A 16,720-nucleotide genomic window follows, 5' to 3' on the forward strand; every position below is an offset into this window, starting at 1 on the left:
AAGGACCCACCACCATGAGCCAGTGCCCGTCACCCCTCCCAAAGAGCGCGCCCCATCCGGCCCCGGTCATCTCGACATCCGCGGGCGGCGCCATTCTCGCCCTGGATCTCGGCACCACCACGGGCTGGGCGAGCCTGGCGGGCGGGATCGTGCACAGCGGAACCGCCAGCTTCCGCTCCGGCCGCTACGATGGCGGCGGCATGCGCTACCTGCGCTTCCAGCACTGGCTCGAACAACTGGCCGACGACAGCGGTGGATTGGCCGCGATCTATTTCGAGGAGGTCCGGCGCCATATCGGCACTGACGCCGCCCACCTCTACGGCGGTTTCCTGGCGACGTTGACCGCTTGGTGCGAGCGTGAGGGCGTCGCCTATCAGGGCGTTCCTGTCGGCACCATCAAACGCTTCGCCACGGGCAAGGGCAACGCCGGCAAGGATGCCGTGCTCGCCGCGATGCGCCAGCGCGGGTTCCAACCCGCCGACGACAACGAGGCCGACGCGATCGCGATCCTGCTCTGGGCGATGGAGACCCGGGGAGGTGTGCTGTGAGGTGGACGCCACGCGGATATGGCGGCCAGCGCCGCACCCCCGATGAAGTCAAGCGCGATGGCTGGCGCGAGCAGCGCGTCCTCGCGGTCTCTCTCGATGACGACCGGCTGACCTGGCCCGAGCGTGAGCTCGTCCGGCAACTCGGCGAGACGCTCTATGGCGACCGCGATCAGGCGAAGGAGGCGCGTCGATGACCCAGTGGACACCGAGCCTCGTCGAGGAACGTCTCGCGGAAGCGGCCTACGTGCTCAAGCGCCTGCCCGAACCCCGGCGGCAGGGATATTTCAGCGTCTGGCCGGAGGTCATCCATAGCTTCGCCGACAAGGTCGGACAGGAGCCGAAGCCGATGCGCGTCATCCCGTCACCCGCCGCGATCAGCCGGATGGAGGAGACGCTCAGCTGGACGGTGGGGCTCGATCCGATCGACGGCAAGATCGTCTGGCTGCGCGCCTACGGCGAGCGCTGGAAAACCATTTGCTGGACCGTGGGATTGCAGCGGTCGGCGGCGCACGAGCACTGGCTCTATGCGCTCTGCGTGATCGCATTCCGGCTTAACGGTCGGCGGCTCAACCGCAGCTATTCGAAGCGCAAAGTAATCGAGCTGGCTGGGGTGGCGCAGCGCTGAGCGATGGCGAGGAAGGTGTCCGCCGGACAGTTTTCGAACGGACATAAACTGCGGATCGGGCTAGGTTTTTGACTATCCTCGGGAGAGGCGCGCGCGTCGCGGCCTTGGTTCCGCTTCCAGACGAGTTCACGGGTCCTTCCTGGCGGAAATCGTATGCTGGCGGGCGAGGCGCGATGGATCGCCAGCGACAGGGCCGGATTTTTGGGAAGCCACCCGGCATCCGGATCCATGCAGATCCCGAGAAACCACCAACGAACACGCGCCTGATGGCCGGACGCCCGTCGCGCCCGCTGGACCCCGCACGGAGTCCAGCGCGGCCTCCGGAGTCCAGGATCACAGGTGTCCACTCCGATCCACGGACCCATCCGACCCATGACGCTGAGCTTTGCCCCCGAGCGGATCGAGACCTGGCCGCTTTCGCGCCTCCAGCCCTACGCCAACAATGCGAAGGCGCACGGTGCGGACCAGGTCGCCAAGATCGCCGCCAGCATGGCCGAGTTCGGCTGGACCGTGCCCTGCCTCGTGGCCGAGGACGGGGAGCTGATCGCGGGCCACGGCCGCGTTCTGGCTGCCACGCAGCTCGGGCTGAAGGAGGCACCGGTGATCGTGCTCGGTCATCTGACCGAGGCGCAGCGCCGGGCCTACCGCATCGCGGACAACAAGCTGACAGAACTCGGAAGCTGGGACGAGGCGTTGCTGTCCGCCGAGCTGCAGGGACTGCTGGCCGAGGACTTCGATCTGTCGCTGGTCGGATTCTCCGACGGCGAACTCGACAAGCTCCTCGCGCTCGATCCGGACGGAGACGATGAAGACGGCGGGGCTGGCGGCTCGGTTCCGCCCGTGACCATCCCCGAGCCGCCGCGCAATCCGGCCTCGCGCAAGGGCGATCTATGGATCCTCGGCGATCACCGGCTGCTCTGCGGCGACAGCACGAACCATCAGGATGTACGCCGTCTGATGAACGGCGAGCGCGCGGTCCTGTTCGCCACCGACCCGCCCTATCTGGTCGACTACGACGGCTCCAACCACCCGACGCGGAACAAGGACTGGAGCCAATCCTACGGCGTCACCTGGGACGACAGCTCGCAGGGCGCGGAGCTTTACGACGGCTTCATCGCCGCGGCCGTGGCCGAAGCGATCACCGAGGACGCCGCCTGGTACTGCTGGCATGCCTCCCGCCGCCAGGCGATGCTTGAAGCATGCTGGGAGAAGGCCGGGGCCTTCGTCCATCAGCAGATCATCTGGGTGAAGGACCGCGGGGTTCTGACCCGGTCCCACTACCTCTGGAAGCACGAGCCCTGTTTCATGGGCTGGCGCCGTCCGAACCGCCCGCCGAAGGTCTCGGATGAGACACTGCCCTCGACCTGGGAGATGCCCAGCTTCGCGAAAGATGAGCGCCCCGACCACCCGACGCCGAAACCGCTCGACGCGTTCGGGATCCCGATGCGCCAACACGTGGCGCGTGGCGGCCTCTGCTACGAGCCGTTCTCCGGCTCCGGCTCGCAGATCATGGCGGGCGAAGCCAACGGGCGCCGCGTCTTCGCGATGGAAATCAGCCCGGCCTATGTCGATGTCGCCGTGGAGCGCTGGCAGGCGGAGACTGGGCGCAATGCGATCTTCGACGGCGACGGTCGAACCTTCGCCGAGGTGAAGGCCGAGCGGCTCAGCCCTGCTCCAGCCGAAACGGATGCAGCATGAAGCAGAGCCGTGCAATGTCACTCGTGGAGTCCCTTGCCAACGTCGCCGTTGGCTACGGCGTGGCGGTGGTGACCCAGATCCTGATCTTCCCGATCTTCGGGCTGCACACCACACTGGCGCAGAATCTCATGATGGGTGCGATTTTCACGGTGGTCAGCATTGGACGTTCCTACGCGCTGCGGCGGCTGTTCGAGGAGATCCGGTTGCGCCATGCCAAATGAAAACCGCCGCCCGGATCGGGCGGCGGCATCGAGATTGGAAAACGCTTCGTCTTCAGATTGGGGGCAGACTGTACACCCGCCCGCGGCCATCGATCTTCTCGGAGGTCACTTCAAGACCGAGCTTTTTCTTGAGAGCGCCCGCCATCGCGCCGCGCACCGTGTGCGGCTGCCAGTCAGTTGCCGCGACGATCTCGGCGATGGTCGCACCTCCCGGCGCGCGAAGCATGGCGATCAGCGTGGCCTGCTTGGTGCCTTCGCGCGGTGTTCGCGTCGTGGGCGCGGCCTGCTGCTCGGCGGGGGTGTCTGGCGCGCTCGCAGGCGCGGTGCTAGTGCCCTCGGGCTCGATGCCGATGGCGGCGAGGCCTGCGTCGGTCGCCACCAGCGTGGTACCGTGACCGTCCCCGGTCTCGCGCCAGACAAGCTCGCCCTTGCGGAGGTCGGCATCGACTTCTTCGATGAAACCTTTGGCGATCATCGTCTCCACCACCTTGGTGGCGGCGCCTCCGCGCAGGGAACAGGGAAGCGGCAGGACATTGTGGCTGTCGCGTTGAGCGGCGGCGCTGAGAATTACGGCTTGCGTGTCGGTGAGCTTGGTCATGGGGTCGTCTCCTTGGATTGAACCGCGACCGTCGCGGTCCTTCTACGACCCCAAGCCGCGCGGCGCGGCGCGGCCGGAGTTCAGTTCAGGGCAGGATTTCACCCGGCGTGCTCGCCCTCGCGGAACGCCATGTCGGTAATCTCGCGCAGCTTGTCGCGGTAGTGGCTCAGGGTGCCGACATGGCCCCAGTTGATCTCGTCGGGATCGGTTTCGAAATGGTCGTCGCTGAGCGCCTTGAGGCGTTCCAGCATGGTGTCGATCTCCAGCTTGGCGGCGATGAAGGCGTCGAGTGCCTTCGAGTTGTCGGTGGCGCGGCGGGTCATCTCTGTAGCTCCTAATGCCGAGTTGCAGCGTGCTCTTGAAAGCCACGTTCGCTCCGGCCGAACCGCTTATCAACTCGATAAGCACATGAATCTGAACAATAATCGGAGAACGCCATGCAGGGGCTGAGCGAGCGCCAGTACGCCGCGCGCGTCGGTCTCTCGCGGGGCGCGATCCAGAAGGCGAAGGCGGCGGGACGGCTGGTCCTCCATGAAGACGGCAGCATCGACGCAGAGGCGAGTGATGCACACCGGGCGGCGATGACGGACCCGTCTAAGTCCCGGCGCACCACGGCGCCCAAGCTCAAGCCGGTACCCGACGCGGCCGTGTCCGCCGTTGGCGACACTCTGCGGGAACAAGGGCTTGCCGCGCCGCCCGTCGGCAGCGGCACGACCTTCCTGCAAGCCAAGACCGCGAATGAGGTGCTGAAGGCCCAGGAGCGGCGCATCCGGCTTCAGAAGCTCAAGGGAGAACTCGTCGACCGCGCCCGGGCGGTTGCGGTCGTGTTCCGGCTGGCACGCGAGGAGCGCGATGCCTGGGTGAACTGGCCGGCGCGCGCGGCGGCGCTGATGGCGGCCGAACTCGGCGTGGAGGCGGCCACCATGCAGAAGGCCTTGGAGAAACATGTACGCGCCCACCTCGACGAACTCGCCGAGGTCCGGCCCGAATTCCGGTGACGAAGATGGCCTGAGGGACTTCGAAGGCGCGGCAGACATCCTGCGCGCCTGGGGCAACGGGATCCGACCGGATCCCGACCTCACCGTCTCGGAATGGGCGGACCGGCACCGGATGTTGGCGTCCCGCGCTTCGGCCGAACCGGGGCGCTACCGCACGATGCGAACGCCCTACATGCGGGAGATCATGGACCGGCTGTCACCCGGCGACGCGGCGCAACGGGTCGTGTTCATGAAGGCTGCGCAGGTCGGCGCGACGGAAGCCGGCAACAACTGGATCGGCTTCGCCATCCATCAGGCCCCGGGCCCGATGCTGGCGGTCCAGCCGACCGTGGAACTTGCCAAGCGCAACTCGCGCCAGCGGATCGACCCGCTTATAGACGAGAGCCCCGAGCTCCGGGAGCGGGTCAAACCGGCCAGATCCCGCGACGCCGGGAACACGATGCTGTCCAAGGAATTCGCGGGCGGCATCCTGATCATGACGGGCGCGAACTCGGCGGTCGGGCTGCGCTCGACCCCGGCGCGCTACATCTTCCTCGACGAGGTCGATGCCTATCCGGCTTCGGCCGACGAGGAAGGCGACCCGGTCACGCTGGCCGAGGCGCGGTCTTTGACCTTCGCCCATCGGCGCAAGGTGTTCCTGGTCTCGACGCCGACGATCCGGGGGCTCAGCCGCATCGAGCGCGAGTTCGAGGCGTCCGACCAGCGGCGCTACTTCGTCCCGTGCCCGCATTGCGGGGCGATGCAGTGGATGAAGTTCGACCGGTTGCGCTGGCAGAAAGGCTGCCCCGAGACGGCGGAGTATCACTGCGAGGGCTGTGATCAGCCCATCGCGGAACACCACAAGACGGCGATGCTGGAGGGCGGCGAATGGCGGGCGACCGCCGTCGCTGCTGATCCCACCACGGTCGGCTACCACCTCTCGGCGCTCTATTCGCCTGTCGGCTGGCTCAGCTGGTCACGGATCGCGCGCAGCTGGGAGGCGGCTCAAGGCTCCGACGAGGCGATCAAGGCGTTCCGCAACACCATCCTCGGCGAGACATGGGTCGAAACTGGAGAGGCGCCGGACTGGCAGCGGCTCTACGACCGACGAGAAGCGTGGCGGCCAGGCACGGTCCCAGCGGGCGGGCTGTTCATGACGGCGGGTGCGGATGTCCAGAAGGACCGCATCGAGGTCGATGTCTGGGCCTGGGGCCGAGGGCTTGAGAGTTGGCTCGTCGATCACGTCGTGATCGAGGGCGGGCCGGACCGGCATGACGCTTGGGACCAATTGACGGCACTCCTCGACCGGTCGTGGCCGCATGAAAACGGAGCGCACCTTCGGATCGCGCGGCTCGCCATCGACACGGGCTACGAAGCCCCGGCCGTCTACGCCTGGTCGCGCAAAGTCGGCTTTGCGCAGGTCGCACCAGTCAAGGGTCTCGAAGGCTTCAATCGCTCCAGTCCGGTCTCCGGCCCCACCTTCGTCGATGCGACCGAGGGCGGCAAACGCCTGCGCCGCGGCGCCCGGCTCTGGACCGTGGCCGTCTCGACCTTCAAGGCCGAAACCTACCGCTTCTTGCGACAGGAGCGCCCGACGGCCGAGGAACGTGCTGAGGGCGCGGCGTTCCCGCCCGGCACGATCCACCTGCCGACATGGGTCGAGAGCGAATGGCTGAAACAGGTTGTGGCCGAGCAGCTGGTCACGGTGCGCACGAAGCGCGGCTTCGCGAAGCTCGAATGGCAGAAGCTGCGCGAGCGCAACGAGGCGCTCGATTGCCGGGTCTACGCCCGCGCGGCCGCCTGGATCGCAGGCGCCGACCGCTGGCCCGAAGAGAAATGGCGCGACCTCGAAGACCAGCTCGGGGCGGCCCCTACCGACAGCGATCCCGCCGGGCAGATCCACTGGCCGGGACAGGTACCCCAAGGCAAGCGCCGTTCCGACTGGATCGGGCGGCGGGAAGGATGGTTCTGAGATGACCGACTGGACCGAAGCCGAGCTCTCGGCACTGCGCCGGGCCTATGCCAGTGGCACGACCCGCGTCAGCTATGACGGCAAGTCCGTGGACTACGGCTCGGCGGAGGATCTGCTCGCCCGCATCCGCACCATCGAGCGCGCGATTGCCAGTGTGGGGCGGCCGCTTCCGGTCGCCGGGCTCGCGGGCTTCTCGCGCGGGGATCGCTGATGGCGGCGAATTGGTTCGACCGCGCCATCGCTTCGGTCGCCCCTCGGGCCGCCGCGCGGCGTGTCCTGGCGCGACAGGCGTTCGAGACGCTCGCGCGCGGCTACGAAGGCGCCGCGCGAGGACGCCGCACGGAGGGCTGGCGTGCACCGGGATCCTCGGCTGATACCGAGATCGGCGTGGCCGGGGCGCTCTTGCGCGACAGGATGCGCGATCTCGTCCGCAACAACCCGCACGCAGCCAAGGCCGTGGCGGTGCTGGTGAACAACATCATTGGCGCGGGCATCATGCCGCGTGCCGCCAGTGGGGACGAGGCGCTGGACCGCCGCGTCGACGCGCTGTTCGAGCGCTGGACGGCGGAGTGCGACGCCGACGGCCAACTCGACTTCTACGGGCTTCAGACGCTGATCTGCCGTGAGATGGTCGAGGCCGGCGAAGTGCTGGTGCGCCGTCGCCTGCGCCGCGCCGCAGACAGCCTTGCCGTCCCGCTGCAGTTGCAGGTGCTGGAGGCCGACTTCCTCGACGCCACCAAATCCGGTGCGCTTGGCGCCGGACGGCTGGTGCAGGGGGTCGAGTTCGATCCGCTCGGCAAGCGTAGAGCCTACTGGCTCCATGCCGAGCATCCGGGCGACGCCTATGGCGCCCTGCAAAACGGCCTGCAGAGCCGGCCGGTCCCGGCGAGCGAAATCGCCCATGTCTACGAGAAGCAGCGCACGCAGGCGCGCGGCGTTCCCTGGGGCGCGCCGGTCATCCGCGCCCTTCGTGATCTCGACGATTACGAGGTGGCCGAGATAGTCCGCAAGAAGACCGAGGCTTGCGTCACCGCCATAGTCTTCGGCGACGACGAGGCGCAGCAGGGCATCGCTCCGGCGGTGGTCGACGCCGACGGCAACCGGGTCGAGCAGTTCGAACCAGGACTGATCGCCTATGCCCGCGGCGGCAAGGACATCCGCTTCAACCAGCCGGCCGCAACCGGCGGCTACGGCGAGTACAAGCGCGCCAGCCTGCATACGATTTCGGCCGGGTTCCGGGTGCCCTACGAGCTACTCACCGGCGATCTCAGCCAAGTAAACTACTCCTCCATCCGGGCGGGGCTCGTCGAGTTCCGCCGGATGATCGACGCTGTCCAGTGGCAGCTCTTCATTCCGATGCTCTGCACCCCGGTCTGGCGCTGGTTCACCGAGGCCGCATGGGCCGCGGGGCAGATCCCGAAGCCGGACGTGCCGGTCGAATGGTCACCGCCCAAGTTCGAGGCAGTCGATCCGCAGAAGGACGCGATGGCGAACCTTCTGGCGATCCGTTCGGGAACGATGACACTGGCCGAGGTGATTGCTCGGCAGGGCCGCAATCCCGACGCCGTGCTGGCGGAGATCGCCGCGACCAACGCCAAGATCGACGCCCTCGGGCTTGTGCTCGACAGCGACCCCCGCCGCGTCACGAAGACCGGCAGCGCGCAATCGAGCGACCCGGCAACCGATCCGGAACCCGACCCGGGGCAGCCGGACACCGCCCAACAGGACTGACTTCATGGACACGATGATTGAACTGCCGGCGCTTCGCCGGTCGGCGGAGCTTGCGCCGAACACCGTCGATGCCGACGCACGCACCGTCGAGGTGATCTGGTCGGCGGGCGCGCGCGTCCGGCGGGCGAGCTTCTTCGGCGAGCCCTACGACGAGGAACTCAGCCTCGACCCTGCCCATGTGCGCCTCGACCGGCTGAACGCGGGTGCGCCGTTCCTGAAGGTGCATGAGATCGACACACTCGACGCTGTCATCGGCTCGGTGGTGCCCGGCTCGGCGCGGATCGACAACGGCCGCGGCATCGCGCAGGTCCGCATCAGCGAGCGCGCCGATGTCGAGCCGATCTGGCGCGACATCCAGGCCGGGCACATCCGCGCGGTCTCCATCGGCTACCAGGTCCATCGCTTCGACATCTCCAAGCCCGACGGCGGGCGGGAGCTCTGGCGGGCGGTGGACTGGACCCCCTTCGAGATTTCAGCGGTCCCGGTCGGGGCCGACCCCGCCGCGGGCTTCCGCAGCCAGAGCCCTCTTGAAACCTGCGTCCTTCACCGCCGGGACGCGCCCCCTAACCCGCAAGGAGCATCCCCGATGACGGAGAAGACCCAGACCCCGGCCCCGACTGAAGAGGTCGTGGCCGACCCGACGAGCGAAACGGCAGCGACCGAGGAGACCACCATGACCGACACGCCCCCGAGCGCGGCCGACACGCAGACCCGCGCGCGTCCGAAGACTGCCAACCCCGATACCCCGGATCCCGATGCCGCAGCGAACCGCGCCCGCGAAGCCGAACGTGAGCGTGTCTCGACCATCTACGATCTGGCTAGTCGCCTGAACCTCGAGCGCGGCTTCGCCGAGGATCTGGTCAAGCGCGGCACCGGTCTCGACGAGGCGCGTCGCCTGATCCTCGATCGAGTCGCAGCGAAGTCGGAGGAGACGCGGACCTTCGGCCAAGTCTCCGTCCCGCTCGGTGGCCGGGATGAGCGCATCACCCGCCGCGATGCCGTGGCCAATGCGCTGCTGCACCGGTACAGCCCGACGCTGTTCCCGCTTGAGGACGCTGCCCGTCAGTATCGCGGCATGACGCTGCTGGAACTCGCACGCGAAAGCCTCGGCAATGCCGGGGTGAACACGCGGGGGCTCTCGCGTGACGAGGTGGCGACGCGCGCCCTGCATTCGACCTCGGACTTCCCCGAGATCCTGTCGGCGGTCACCAACAAGACCCTGCGGCAGGCCTACGAGGCCTATCCGCGGACCTTCGCACTCTTCTGCCGTCAGGTGCTGGCGACCGACTTCAAGGCGATGCACCGGGTGCAGCTCGGCGAGGCGCCGCAGCTCCTGGAAGTGGGCGAGAGCGGCGAATTCAAGCGCGGAACGCTCGGCGAGAGCAAGGAAAGCTACCGCGTAAAGACCTACGGCCGGGTCGTCGCCATCACCCGGCAGGTGTTGATCAACGACGATCTGGACGCCTTCACCCGGATCCCGGCGATGTACGGCAACTCCATCGCCCAGCTGGAGTCGGACGTGGTCTGGGGCATCATCACCTCGAACCCGGCCATGGCCGATGGCAATGCGCTGTTCCACACCACCCACAAGAACCTCGCGGGCACCGGCGCGGCGCTCGACGTCACCAGCGTGGGTGCAGCCCGCGCCGCCATGGCCAAGCAGACGGGTCTCGACAAGAAGACGGTGCTCAACATCCGCCCCGCCTTTCTGATCGTGCCGGCATCTCTGGAGCTGAAGGCCGAGCAGCTGGTCGCGCAGAACCTCGTGCCTGCGTCGAGCGGCAATGTGGTGCCACAGTCGATCCGCACGCTCGCGCCGATCAGCGAGCCCCGGCTCGATGCCGCCAGCGAAACCGCCTGGTATCTGGCCGCCAGCCCGAACCAGATCGACACCATTGAGTACGCCTATCTCGAAGGCCAGCAGGGCGCTTACATCGAGACGCGCAACGGCTTCGACGTCGACGGGGTCGAGATCAAGTGCCGCCTCGACTTCGGCGCCAAGGCCATCGACTGGCGCGGCCTCTACAAGAACCCGGGCGCCTGATCCGGCCCCGTCCCTGATACCTGACACCTGAACCCTAACGAGATGGACGGTCCTGACGGGCCGCCCTTCGTCTTTCCAAGAGGATCAAGCCCATGAAGAACTACGTCCAGCCCGGCAACACCATCACCCTGACCGCGCCCTATGCCGTCGTTTCCGGCGACGGCCTGCTCGTCGGCTCCATCTTTGGCGTGGCCGCGGGCAGCGCGGCCCTCGGCGAGACCGTCGAGGCGTCGCTCGTCGGCGTCTTCGACCTGAAGAAGGTGGCCTCCCAGGCATGGGCCGCGGGCGACAAGGTCTACTGGGACAACACCAACAAGGAGGCGACGAAGACCGCCACCGCCAACACGCTCATCGGCGTTGCGACCGAAGCCGTCGCCGGTGGCGCCGGTGACGTCATCGGGCGGGTTCGCCTGAATGGCAGCTTCTGATGTCGGCCATCGCCGCTGCGTTCCAGTCACTGTTCGCCGACCCGAACATGGCGCGGGACGCGAGCTACACGCCAAAGGGCGGCAGTGCCGTCTCCGTCCGGGTCGTCTTGCGCCGGCCCGACCGTGTCTTCGAATTCGGCGAGACACGGTTGCATGCCGCTACGACGCTGCTCGACATTCGCGTCGCCGATGCGCCCAGTCTCGCCGAAGGCGACGGGTTCCAGTTCGACGGTGTCTCCTATGTCGTCCAGGGGGAACCGCACCGGGACGCGGAGCGACTGATCTGGACGGCGGAGCTGCGCGAGGCATGAGGTTCTCGGTCAGCACGATCGGCGACCTCGGCAAGCTGATGAGCGACGAGATCAAGGCCGCCGAGAAGGCCGTCACGGCCGGGATCTTACAGGCCACCGAAGGCCTGAAGACGGAGCTCCGGACGCAGGTCACCTCGGCGGGGCTGGGTCCGAGACTGGCGCGCACCTGGCGCGGACAAGTCTACCCCAAGGGCGAAGACAGCATCCGGGCGGCGGGTCTCGTCTGGTCCAAGGCGCCGGGCATCATCCGCATCTACGAGGACGGCGCGACCATTCGCTCGAAGAACGGCTTCTTCCTCGCGATCCCGACGGCGGCCGCTGGCCGGTACGGGGATGGCGGCCGGAAGATCACGCCGGGTGGATGGGAGCGACGGACCGGGCAACGGCTGCGCTTCGTCTACCGACGCCGCGGTCCCTCTCTCCTCGTGGCCGACGGGATGCGTGCCCGGACAGGCAAGCGTGGTGGCTTCTCTCGCGCGAGCGCTTCCGCACTCCGGACGGGCCGAGGACTGGTGACCGTGCCCATGTTCATCCTGGTTCCGCAGGTCACCCTCGCCAAGCGCCTCGAGGTGGCCGGCGCCGCCGAGCGCTGGGTGAGCCGGCTACCCAGCCTGGTCGTGCGCAACTGGATTTCTGATGGGGACGGGAGCCGCTGATGTCTCGACGTGAACAGATCCTCGCCGCGCTTTCGGTTGTTCTCGCGGGGCAGTTGGCGGCGCCGGTGCGGCGCAACGAGGTGCTGCCCGAGAAGGTGCCCGCCGTCGGTCTCGTCATCCTGCGCGATGGCGAGCCCGGCGAACCCGACATCACCCTCAATCCCCGCACCGAATTCTATGCGCACCGGGTCGAGCTCGAAGTCTATGTGCCGCGAGACCCAAGCGGCGGCGGCGAAGCGGCGCTCGATCAGCTGCTGGGTGCAATCGGGGCCGCCCTGCGTGTCGATGAGACGCTCGGCGGCTTTGCGGAGAACCTGACGCCGTCAGCCCCGGAGACAGGCGCGCTCGCTCTCGAAGGAGCGCCGCCGATGCTGACCGCGCGGATCATCGTCACGATCGAATACCTGGTGAGCGATCCACTCACCGCCTGACCCAACCACGACCCAATCACGGACAAGACGGGAGTCATCCATGCCCAAGGCGCGCGCATATGGCGCGGACGCCACCCTCAAGGCGTGCCGGGAGGCAAGCTACGGGGTCGCGCCGCTCACCGGCTATCAGAGCCTCGATTTCAAATCGACCGATCTCTCCTCGGCCCAGCCGCTCGGGGACGACCCGCTGCTGGGACGCGGGCGCAATGCGCAGGATCCTTATCGCGGCCTCATCACCGACGAGGGCCAGTTGGACATCCCGCTCGACCTGCGTGGAACGGGCTTCTGGCTGACGGGCCTGTTCGGAGACCCGGTGACTACGCCCACGAACGCCAGCGGCTCGATCGTCTTCGCCGTCAATCCCACGGCGGGCGACACGATCACCTTGAACGATACGGTCTGGACGTTCGTCTCCGGTACTGCCGGCGCAGAGGAGACGCAGATCCAGGGAACGGTCACGCAGACCGTCGATCAGCTGGTCAGCGACCTCAACGCATCGGGCGATCCCGAAATCGCCAAATGCACGTATTCCCGGCCGACGAGCACGCAGACCCTCGTCATCGCATTCGATGTCGTCGGGCCGACCGGGAACGCCTTCACGATCTCTGCCTCTGCCGCGGCAGCTTCGGCGGGGACACTGACCGGCGGCGGCTACGCCCATGTCTGGGAGAGCGGCGCCGACGACATCCCGAGCTACACGATCGAGGTCGGCCATCCGAAGCTCACGACGCCGGTGTTCTTCCGTCACCTCGGCACGGTGATGGAGAGCCTGAACTTCGAGATGGGTCAGGAGGGACCGGCAAATGCCCGTCTCCAGCTCGTGGCCCAAGGCGAGGAACGGTTCTCGGCGACGGTCGACGCCAATCCGACGGCCTACGCGCTCCGCCGCTTCAGCCAGGGGCGCGGCTTCATCCGACGCGGCGGTGCGGCGCTCGCGGGCGTCACGGGCGGCAGTCTGACCTTCTCCAACAATCTCGAACGCGTCCGAGTCATCCGCGAGGACGGCAAGATCGAGGCGGCCGATCCCACGTTCGCCTCAGCGGAAGGATCGATGTCGGTACGCTTCGATGGTGCAACGCTCGTGGCCGAGGCCGCCAATGGCGATCCCGTGGCGCTCGAATACGGGTTCACCTTCCCGGAAGGCTACGCGCTGCGCTTCGAGCTGCCGCGCGTCTTCCTGCCCAAGCCCAAATACGCCGTCTCCGGCCCCGGCGGGGTCGAGGCGAGCTTCGACTGGCGCGCCGCTTACGATGACAGCGAAGGCACGATGCTGCGCGCTCACCTCCTGAACGACGTCACAAGCTACACCTGAGGCCATTCCCATGATCCGCCTGAACCTGTCGCGCGAGCCGATCTGGCTCGACCTCGGACATGACGTGCGCGTGCGCGTCGCTCCCCTGACCACCTCGCTCATGGCCGCCGCCCGCAGTGATCCGGCGGTAGCTGCCTTGCCCGAAGGCGCGTCGAACGAGACCATCGCGGTCACCATGGCCAAGGCCCTGGCACGGCTGGTCGTGCTGGAATGGGAGGGGGTGGGCGACGCAGAAGGCAATCCTGTGCCCGTCACACCGGAAGGCATCGACGCGCTGCTGGACATCCTGCCGATCTTCGAGGCCTTCCAGCTCCGCTACGTGTCGAAGGGCCTGTTGCTGGAAGCGGAAAAAAACGGCTCCGCGCCCTCGCCGAATGGCACTTCAGCGGGGGCGACCAGTATTGCCGGTCCTGCCGCGGCATTTGCGGCGAATGTCCTGCCGTCCTGAACCGTCCGCAGACGGTCGAAGGCTGGCAGGTCTGGGATCTCGCCAAAAAGCTCACAGGGCAGCTGCGCGCCGTCCCCGGTGCGATCCTCGGCCTCGACATGACGGCCGCTCTCGCCTGTGCGCAGGCGCTTGGAGTGGACACCCTCGTCTGCGCAGAACTGCTTCCCGAGGTGGAGGGCATGATGGTGCGCGGACTGAACGCGCAAATCAGGACTGATCAAGATGGCTGAGAAACGCGTCTCCGTTCGCCTCGCCGTGGTCGGGGGGCGTGAAGTCAGGGCCGAGCTGCAGGGCATCGGCGATGCGGGCGAGCAAGGCTTCCGTCGGCTATCGCGGGAGATGGACGCCGCGAACAGCCGTGTCGCGGCCTTTTATCGGCGCGCGCAGATCGCAGCCGCCGCCGCGGCGACCGCCTTCGCCGCGGGCGCTGCGGCAATGATCCGCTCCGGCCTTCAGGTCGTGGACGCACAGGCCAAGCTCGCCCAGTCGCTCGGGACCACAGTCGAGAGCATTCAGGTTCTGGAACGCGCCGGCGAACTGGCCGGCGTCTCGATGTCCGGCATCGAACAGGCGACCAAGGACCTCACCCGCCGCCTCAGCCAGGCGGCCGCCGGGACCGGTCCTGCCGTCGCGGCGCTCGAACGGCTCGGGCTCTCGGCCTCGGCCTTGCTTGCCCTGCCGCTAGATGAGCGTGTCGGTCGTATCAATCAGGCGATCGAAGACTTCGTGCCTGCAGCTGAGCGCGCGGCGGTGGCCGGTCAGCTGTTCGGCGAGGAAGGCAGCATCGCCATCTCCCGGATCGACACGACGACCCTCCGGCAGGCGACGCAGGACGTTCGCGATTTCGGCGTGGTCGTGTCCGAGCAGGACGCCGATCAGATCGAGCGGACGAACGATGCGATCTCTCGCCTTGGTCTGATCTGGCGCGGGCTGTCGAACCAACTCGCCGTTGCTGCCGCCCCGGCCCTCGAAGCCGTCGCCGACGCCCTGGCGGCAATCTCGCGCTCGACTGGTCCGCTTGGTCAGGGCATTAGGCTCCTGTTCGACAACATCGGTCGGCTCGCCTCGATCGCTGCTGCCTTCGCCGCCTTCATCGCCGGACGATGGGTCGCCGGCATGGTTGTGGCCGCCGCCTCGGTTCGCGGTCTTGCCACCGCGCTGGTCTTCCTGCGCGGCGCATTGATCCGAACCGGCATCGGCGCGCTCATCGTGGCGGCGGGTGAGCTGATCTACCAGTTCGGTCGGCTGGTGCAGGCGACCGGCGGCTTCGGCGCCGCGCTCGGCCTTCTTGGCGACGTGGCAGCCGAGGTCTGGGACAGGATCGGATTGCTGGCCGGCGTCCTGAAAGCGCGCATCGACGCCGCCTGGAGCGGCATTCAAGCGAGCATCGCCGACGCGCTGCAGGCGTCGCTCGAGGCCGTCGTCACCTTCGGCAATCGCACCATCGGAACGTTTCAGGGCACTTTCGATGCGATGGTCGTCATCTGGAGCAACCTGCCTCGGGCCATCGGCGATCTGACGATCCAGGCGGCGAACGCGCTGATCGCCGGGCTGGAGTCGATGCTGAACGGCGCGGTCGACGGCATCAATTCGCTCCTCGAGGGTGTCAATGCGGGTCTGGCGGCGATCGGCATCAAGCGGGCGATCGAGCTGGTGCCGGACGTCGATCTCGGCCGGATCGAGAATGAGTTTGCCGGCGCGGCAAGCCGGGCTGGCAATGCAGCGCGCGATGCCTTCGCCGCTGCGTTCGAGACCGATACCTTCGCGAGGCCGGATTTCGGGCTCTCGGCTTTCGCCGAGGATGCTCGCGCTGCCGCTGACAGTGCGCGAGAGACGGCGACGGCGCTGGGAGAGCTGGCAGGCGCGCCCCTCGCGTCCATCGCGGCGCTCCGGGAGGCCATGGCTGGCGCGAACACCGAGATCGACAATGCAGCCGGCGCGACGGAGCGTCTCGATGAAGCCTTCGCAGCCATCGGCGGCGCCGGAGGCAATGCCGCAGGAGATGGCGAAGGCTCGGCCGGTTCCGCCGCACGCGCCGCAGAAGCAAGCCGGGCCGCCGGGGAGGCAGCGGCTTCGGCGGCCACACAGGCGGCGACTGGCTGGGCCGCGGTTCGCGAGGAGCTGTCGCGCTATGCCAGCGAGGCGATGGACTGGGGCAAGGGGCTCGGAAGTGCTCTCTCCAGCGCCTTTCGCAGCGCCGAGGACGCCATCGCCAGCTTCGTGACCGGCGGCAAGATCGACTTCAAGGCGCTCGCTGACAGCATCCTCGCCGATATCACCCGCATCGCGGTTCGTTCCGCGATCCTCGGACCTCTAGCCAATGCACTCGGCGGAGGCGGCGGCGGACTGCTCGGCGGCTTGTTCGGGGGCAGTGGCGGGCTGTTCGCCGGCATCTTCCATCAAGGCGGCATCGCCGGGGGTCCCGCCCAGCAGCGGCTCGTCCCGGCACTTGCCTTTGCGGGCGCGCCGCGCTTCCACGACGGCGGCGTCGCGGGGCTTCGTGCGGACGAGGTGCCCGCGATCCTGCAGCGCGGCGAGATGGTGTTGTCACGGGCTCAGCTCGCCGCCATCGGCGCCGCACGCGAAACCCGTCCACCGGTCAATGTGGTGATGAACATCTCCACCCCTGACGCTGGCAGCTTTCGCTACGCCCAAGGGCAGATCGCCGCCGACGCCGCGCGCGCCATGGAGCGGGCGCGGCGTAATCTCTGACGGATCGA

The 16,720-nt window shown here is 67.8% G+C and carries 20 protein-coding genes; 18 read left to right on the forward strand and 2 right to left on the reverse strand.

All coding sequences use genetic code 11. The features are described 5' to 3' along the window. Positions 1–14: 14 nt before the first annotated feature. The 5 genes from B3D39_RS05655 (at position 15) to B3D39_RS05675 (ending at position 3,092) form a co-directional block, all read left to right on the forward strand. On the forward strand, positions 15–548 hold the full coding sequence (locus B3D39_RS05655; protein ID WP_286789475.1) for a crossover junction endodeoxyribonuclease RuvC: 534 nt from the start codon (positions 15–17) through the stop codon (positions 546–548). Further along, on the forward strand, positions 545–742 hold the full coding sequence (locus B3D39_RS05660; protein WP_286789476.1) for a hypothetical protein: 198 nt from the start codon (positions 545–547) through the stop codon (positions 740–742). Before B3D39_RS05655 ends, B3D39_RS05660 begins: the two co-directional genes overlap by 4 nt. After that, on the forward strand, positions 739–1,173 hold the full coding sequence (locus B3D39_RS05665) for a DUF6362 family protein (RefSeq protein WP_286789477.1): 435 nt from the start codon (positions 739–741) through the stop codon (positions 1,171–1,173). Before B3D39_RS05660 ends, B3D39_RS05665 begins: the two co-directional genes overlap by 4 nt. A gap of 372 nt (positions 1,174–1,545) precedes the next feature. After that, positions 1,546–2,871: a site-specific DNA-methyltransferase gene (locus B3D39_RS05670; RefSeq protein ID WP_286789478.1), complete on the forward strand. Its 1,326-nt coding sequence runs from the start codon at positions 1,546–1,548 to the stop codon at positions 2,869–2,871. Then, positions 2,868–3,092, forward strand: coding sequence for a DUF7220 family protein (locus B3D39_RS05675; RefSeq protein WP_094462832.1), 225 nt, complete (start codon positions 2,868–2,870; stop codon positions 3,090–3,092). Before B3D39_RS05670 ends, B3D39_RS05675 begins: the two co-directional genes overlap by 4 nt. Positions 3,093–3,144: 52 nt before the next feature. Here B3D39_RS05675 and B3D39_RS05680 read toward each other — a convergent pair whose 3' ends face one another. Then, on the reverse strand, positions 3,145–3,690 hold the full coding sequence (locus B3D39_RS05680; RefSeq protein ID WP_286789479.1) for a DUF3489 domain-containing protein: 546 nt from the start codon (positions 3,688–3,690) through the stop codon (positions 3,145–3,147). A gap of 98 nt (positions 3,691–3,788) precedes the next feature. Next, on the reverse strand, positions 3,789–4,013 hold the full coding sequence (locus B3D39_RS05685) for a hypothetical protein (RefSeq protein ID WP_286789480.1): 225 nt from the start codon (positions 4,011–4,013) through the stop codon (positions 3,789–3,791). Between the two features lie 114 nt (positions 4,014–4,127). Here B3D39_RS05685 and B3D39_RS05690 point away from each other — a divergent pair, with 114 nt between their 5' ends. From B3D39_RS05690 to B3D39_RS05745, 13 genes are all read left to right on the forward strand, one after another. Next, positions 4,128–4,688 carry a hypothetical protein gene (locus B3D39_RS05690; RefSeq protein WP_286789481.1) on the forward strand — a complete coding sequence of 187 codons (561 nt, stop codon included), beginning with the start codon at positions 4,128–4,130 and terminating at the stop codon, positions 4,686–4,688. Further along, complete coding sequence (locus B3D39_RS05695; protein ID WP_286789482.1) at positions 4,636–6,639, forward strand: phage terminase large subunit family protein; 2,004 nt, start codon at positions 4,636–4,638, stop codon at positions 6,637–6,639. The genes B3D39_RS05690 and B3D39_RS05695 overlap by 53 nt, the downstream gene beginning before the upstream one ends. 1 nt (position 6,640) lies before the next feature. After that, entirely contained in the window at positions 6,641–6,850 is a 210-nt protein-coding gene (locus B3D39_RS05700; protein WP_050474461.1) for a phage head-tail joining protein, read from the forward strand. Further along, on the forward strand, positions 6,850–8,370 hold the full coding sequence (locus tag B3D39_RS05705; protein ID WP_286789483.1) for a phage portal protein: 1,521 nt from the start codon (positions 6,850–6,852) through the stop codon (positions 8,368–8,370). Before B3D39_RS05700 ends, B3D39_RS05705 begins: the two co-directional genes overlap by 1 nt. Positions 8,371–8,374: 4 nt before the next feature. Beyond that, positions 8,375–10,414 (forward strand): prohead protease/major capsid protein fusion protein, encoded by a 2,040-nt coding sequence (locus tag B3D39_RS05710; RefSeq protein ID WP_286789484.1) that lies wholly within the window; start codon positions 8,375–8,377, stop codon positions 10,412–10,414. Between the two features lie 92 nt (positions 10,415–10,506). Beyond that, entirely contained in the window at positions 10,507–10,842 is a 336-nt protein-coding gene (locus tag B3D39_RS05715; protein WP_045449931.1) for a DUF2190 family protein, read from the forward strand. Then, positions 10,842–11,153 (forward strand): head-tail joining protein, encoded by a 312-nt coding sequence (locus B3D39_RS05720; protein ID WP_286789485.1) that lies wholly within the window; start codon positions 10,842–10,844, stop codon positions 11,151–11,153. The genes B3D39_RS05715 and B3D39_RS05720 overlap by 1 nt, the downstream gene beginning before the upstream one ends. After that, complete coding sequence (locus tag B3D39_RS05725; RefSeq protein ID WP_286789486.1) at positions 11,150–11,809, forward strand: DUF6441 family protein; 660 nt, start codon at positions 11,150–11,152, stop codon at positions 11,807–11,809. Before B3D39_RS05720 ends, B3D39_RS05725 begins: the two co-directional genes overlap by 4 nt. After that, the gene (locus B3D39_RS05730; RefSeq protein ID WP_286789487.1) at positions 11,809–12,240 is read left to right on the forward strand and encodes an acyl-CoA transferase; all 432 of its coding nucleotides are present in this window, start codon (positions 11,809–11,811) and stop codon (positions 12,238–12,240) included. The genes B3D39_RS05725 and B3D39_RS05730 overlap by 1 nt, the downstream gene beginning before the upstream one ends. Before the next feature lie 40 nt (positions 12,241–12,280). Beyond that, positions 12,281–13,552: a phage tail tube protein gene (locus B3D39_RS05735; RefSeq protein WP_286789488.1), complete on the forward strand. Its 1,272-nt coding sequence runs from the start codon at positions 12,281–12,283 to the stop codon at positions 13,550–13,552. A 10-nt stretch (positions 13,553–13,562) separates the two neighbouring features. Then, entirely contained in the window at positions 13,563–14,000 is a 438-nt protein-coding gene (locus tag B3D39_RS05740) for a hypothetical protein (RefSeq protein WP_286789489.1), read from the forward strand. Positions 14,001–14,083: 83 nt separating this feature from the next. Next, on the forward strand, positions 14,084–14,230 hold the full coding sequence (locus B3D39_RS20705; RefSeq protein WP_422664300.1) for a DUF7697 family protein: 147 nt from the start codon (positions 14,084–14,086) through the stop codon (positions 14,228–14,230). After that, the gene (locus B3D39_RS05745) at positions 14,223–16,712 is read left to right on the forward strand and encodes a phage tail tape measure C-terminal domain-containing protein (protein ID WP_286789490.1); all 2,490 of its coding nucleotides are present in this window, start codon (positions 14,223–14,225) and stop codon (positions 16,710–16,712) included. The genes B3D39_RS20705 and B3D39_RS05745 overlap by 8 nt, the downstream gene beginning before the upstream one ends. Positions 16,713–16,720 lie beyond the last annotated feature (8 nt).

Source organism: Thioclava sp. UBA3469 (assembly GCF_002378135.1).
In the GTDB taxonomy this organism is placed as follows: Bacteria; Pseudomonadota; Alphaproteobacteria; order Rhodobacterales; family Rhodobacteraceae; genus Thioclava; species Thioclava sediminum.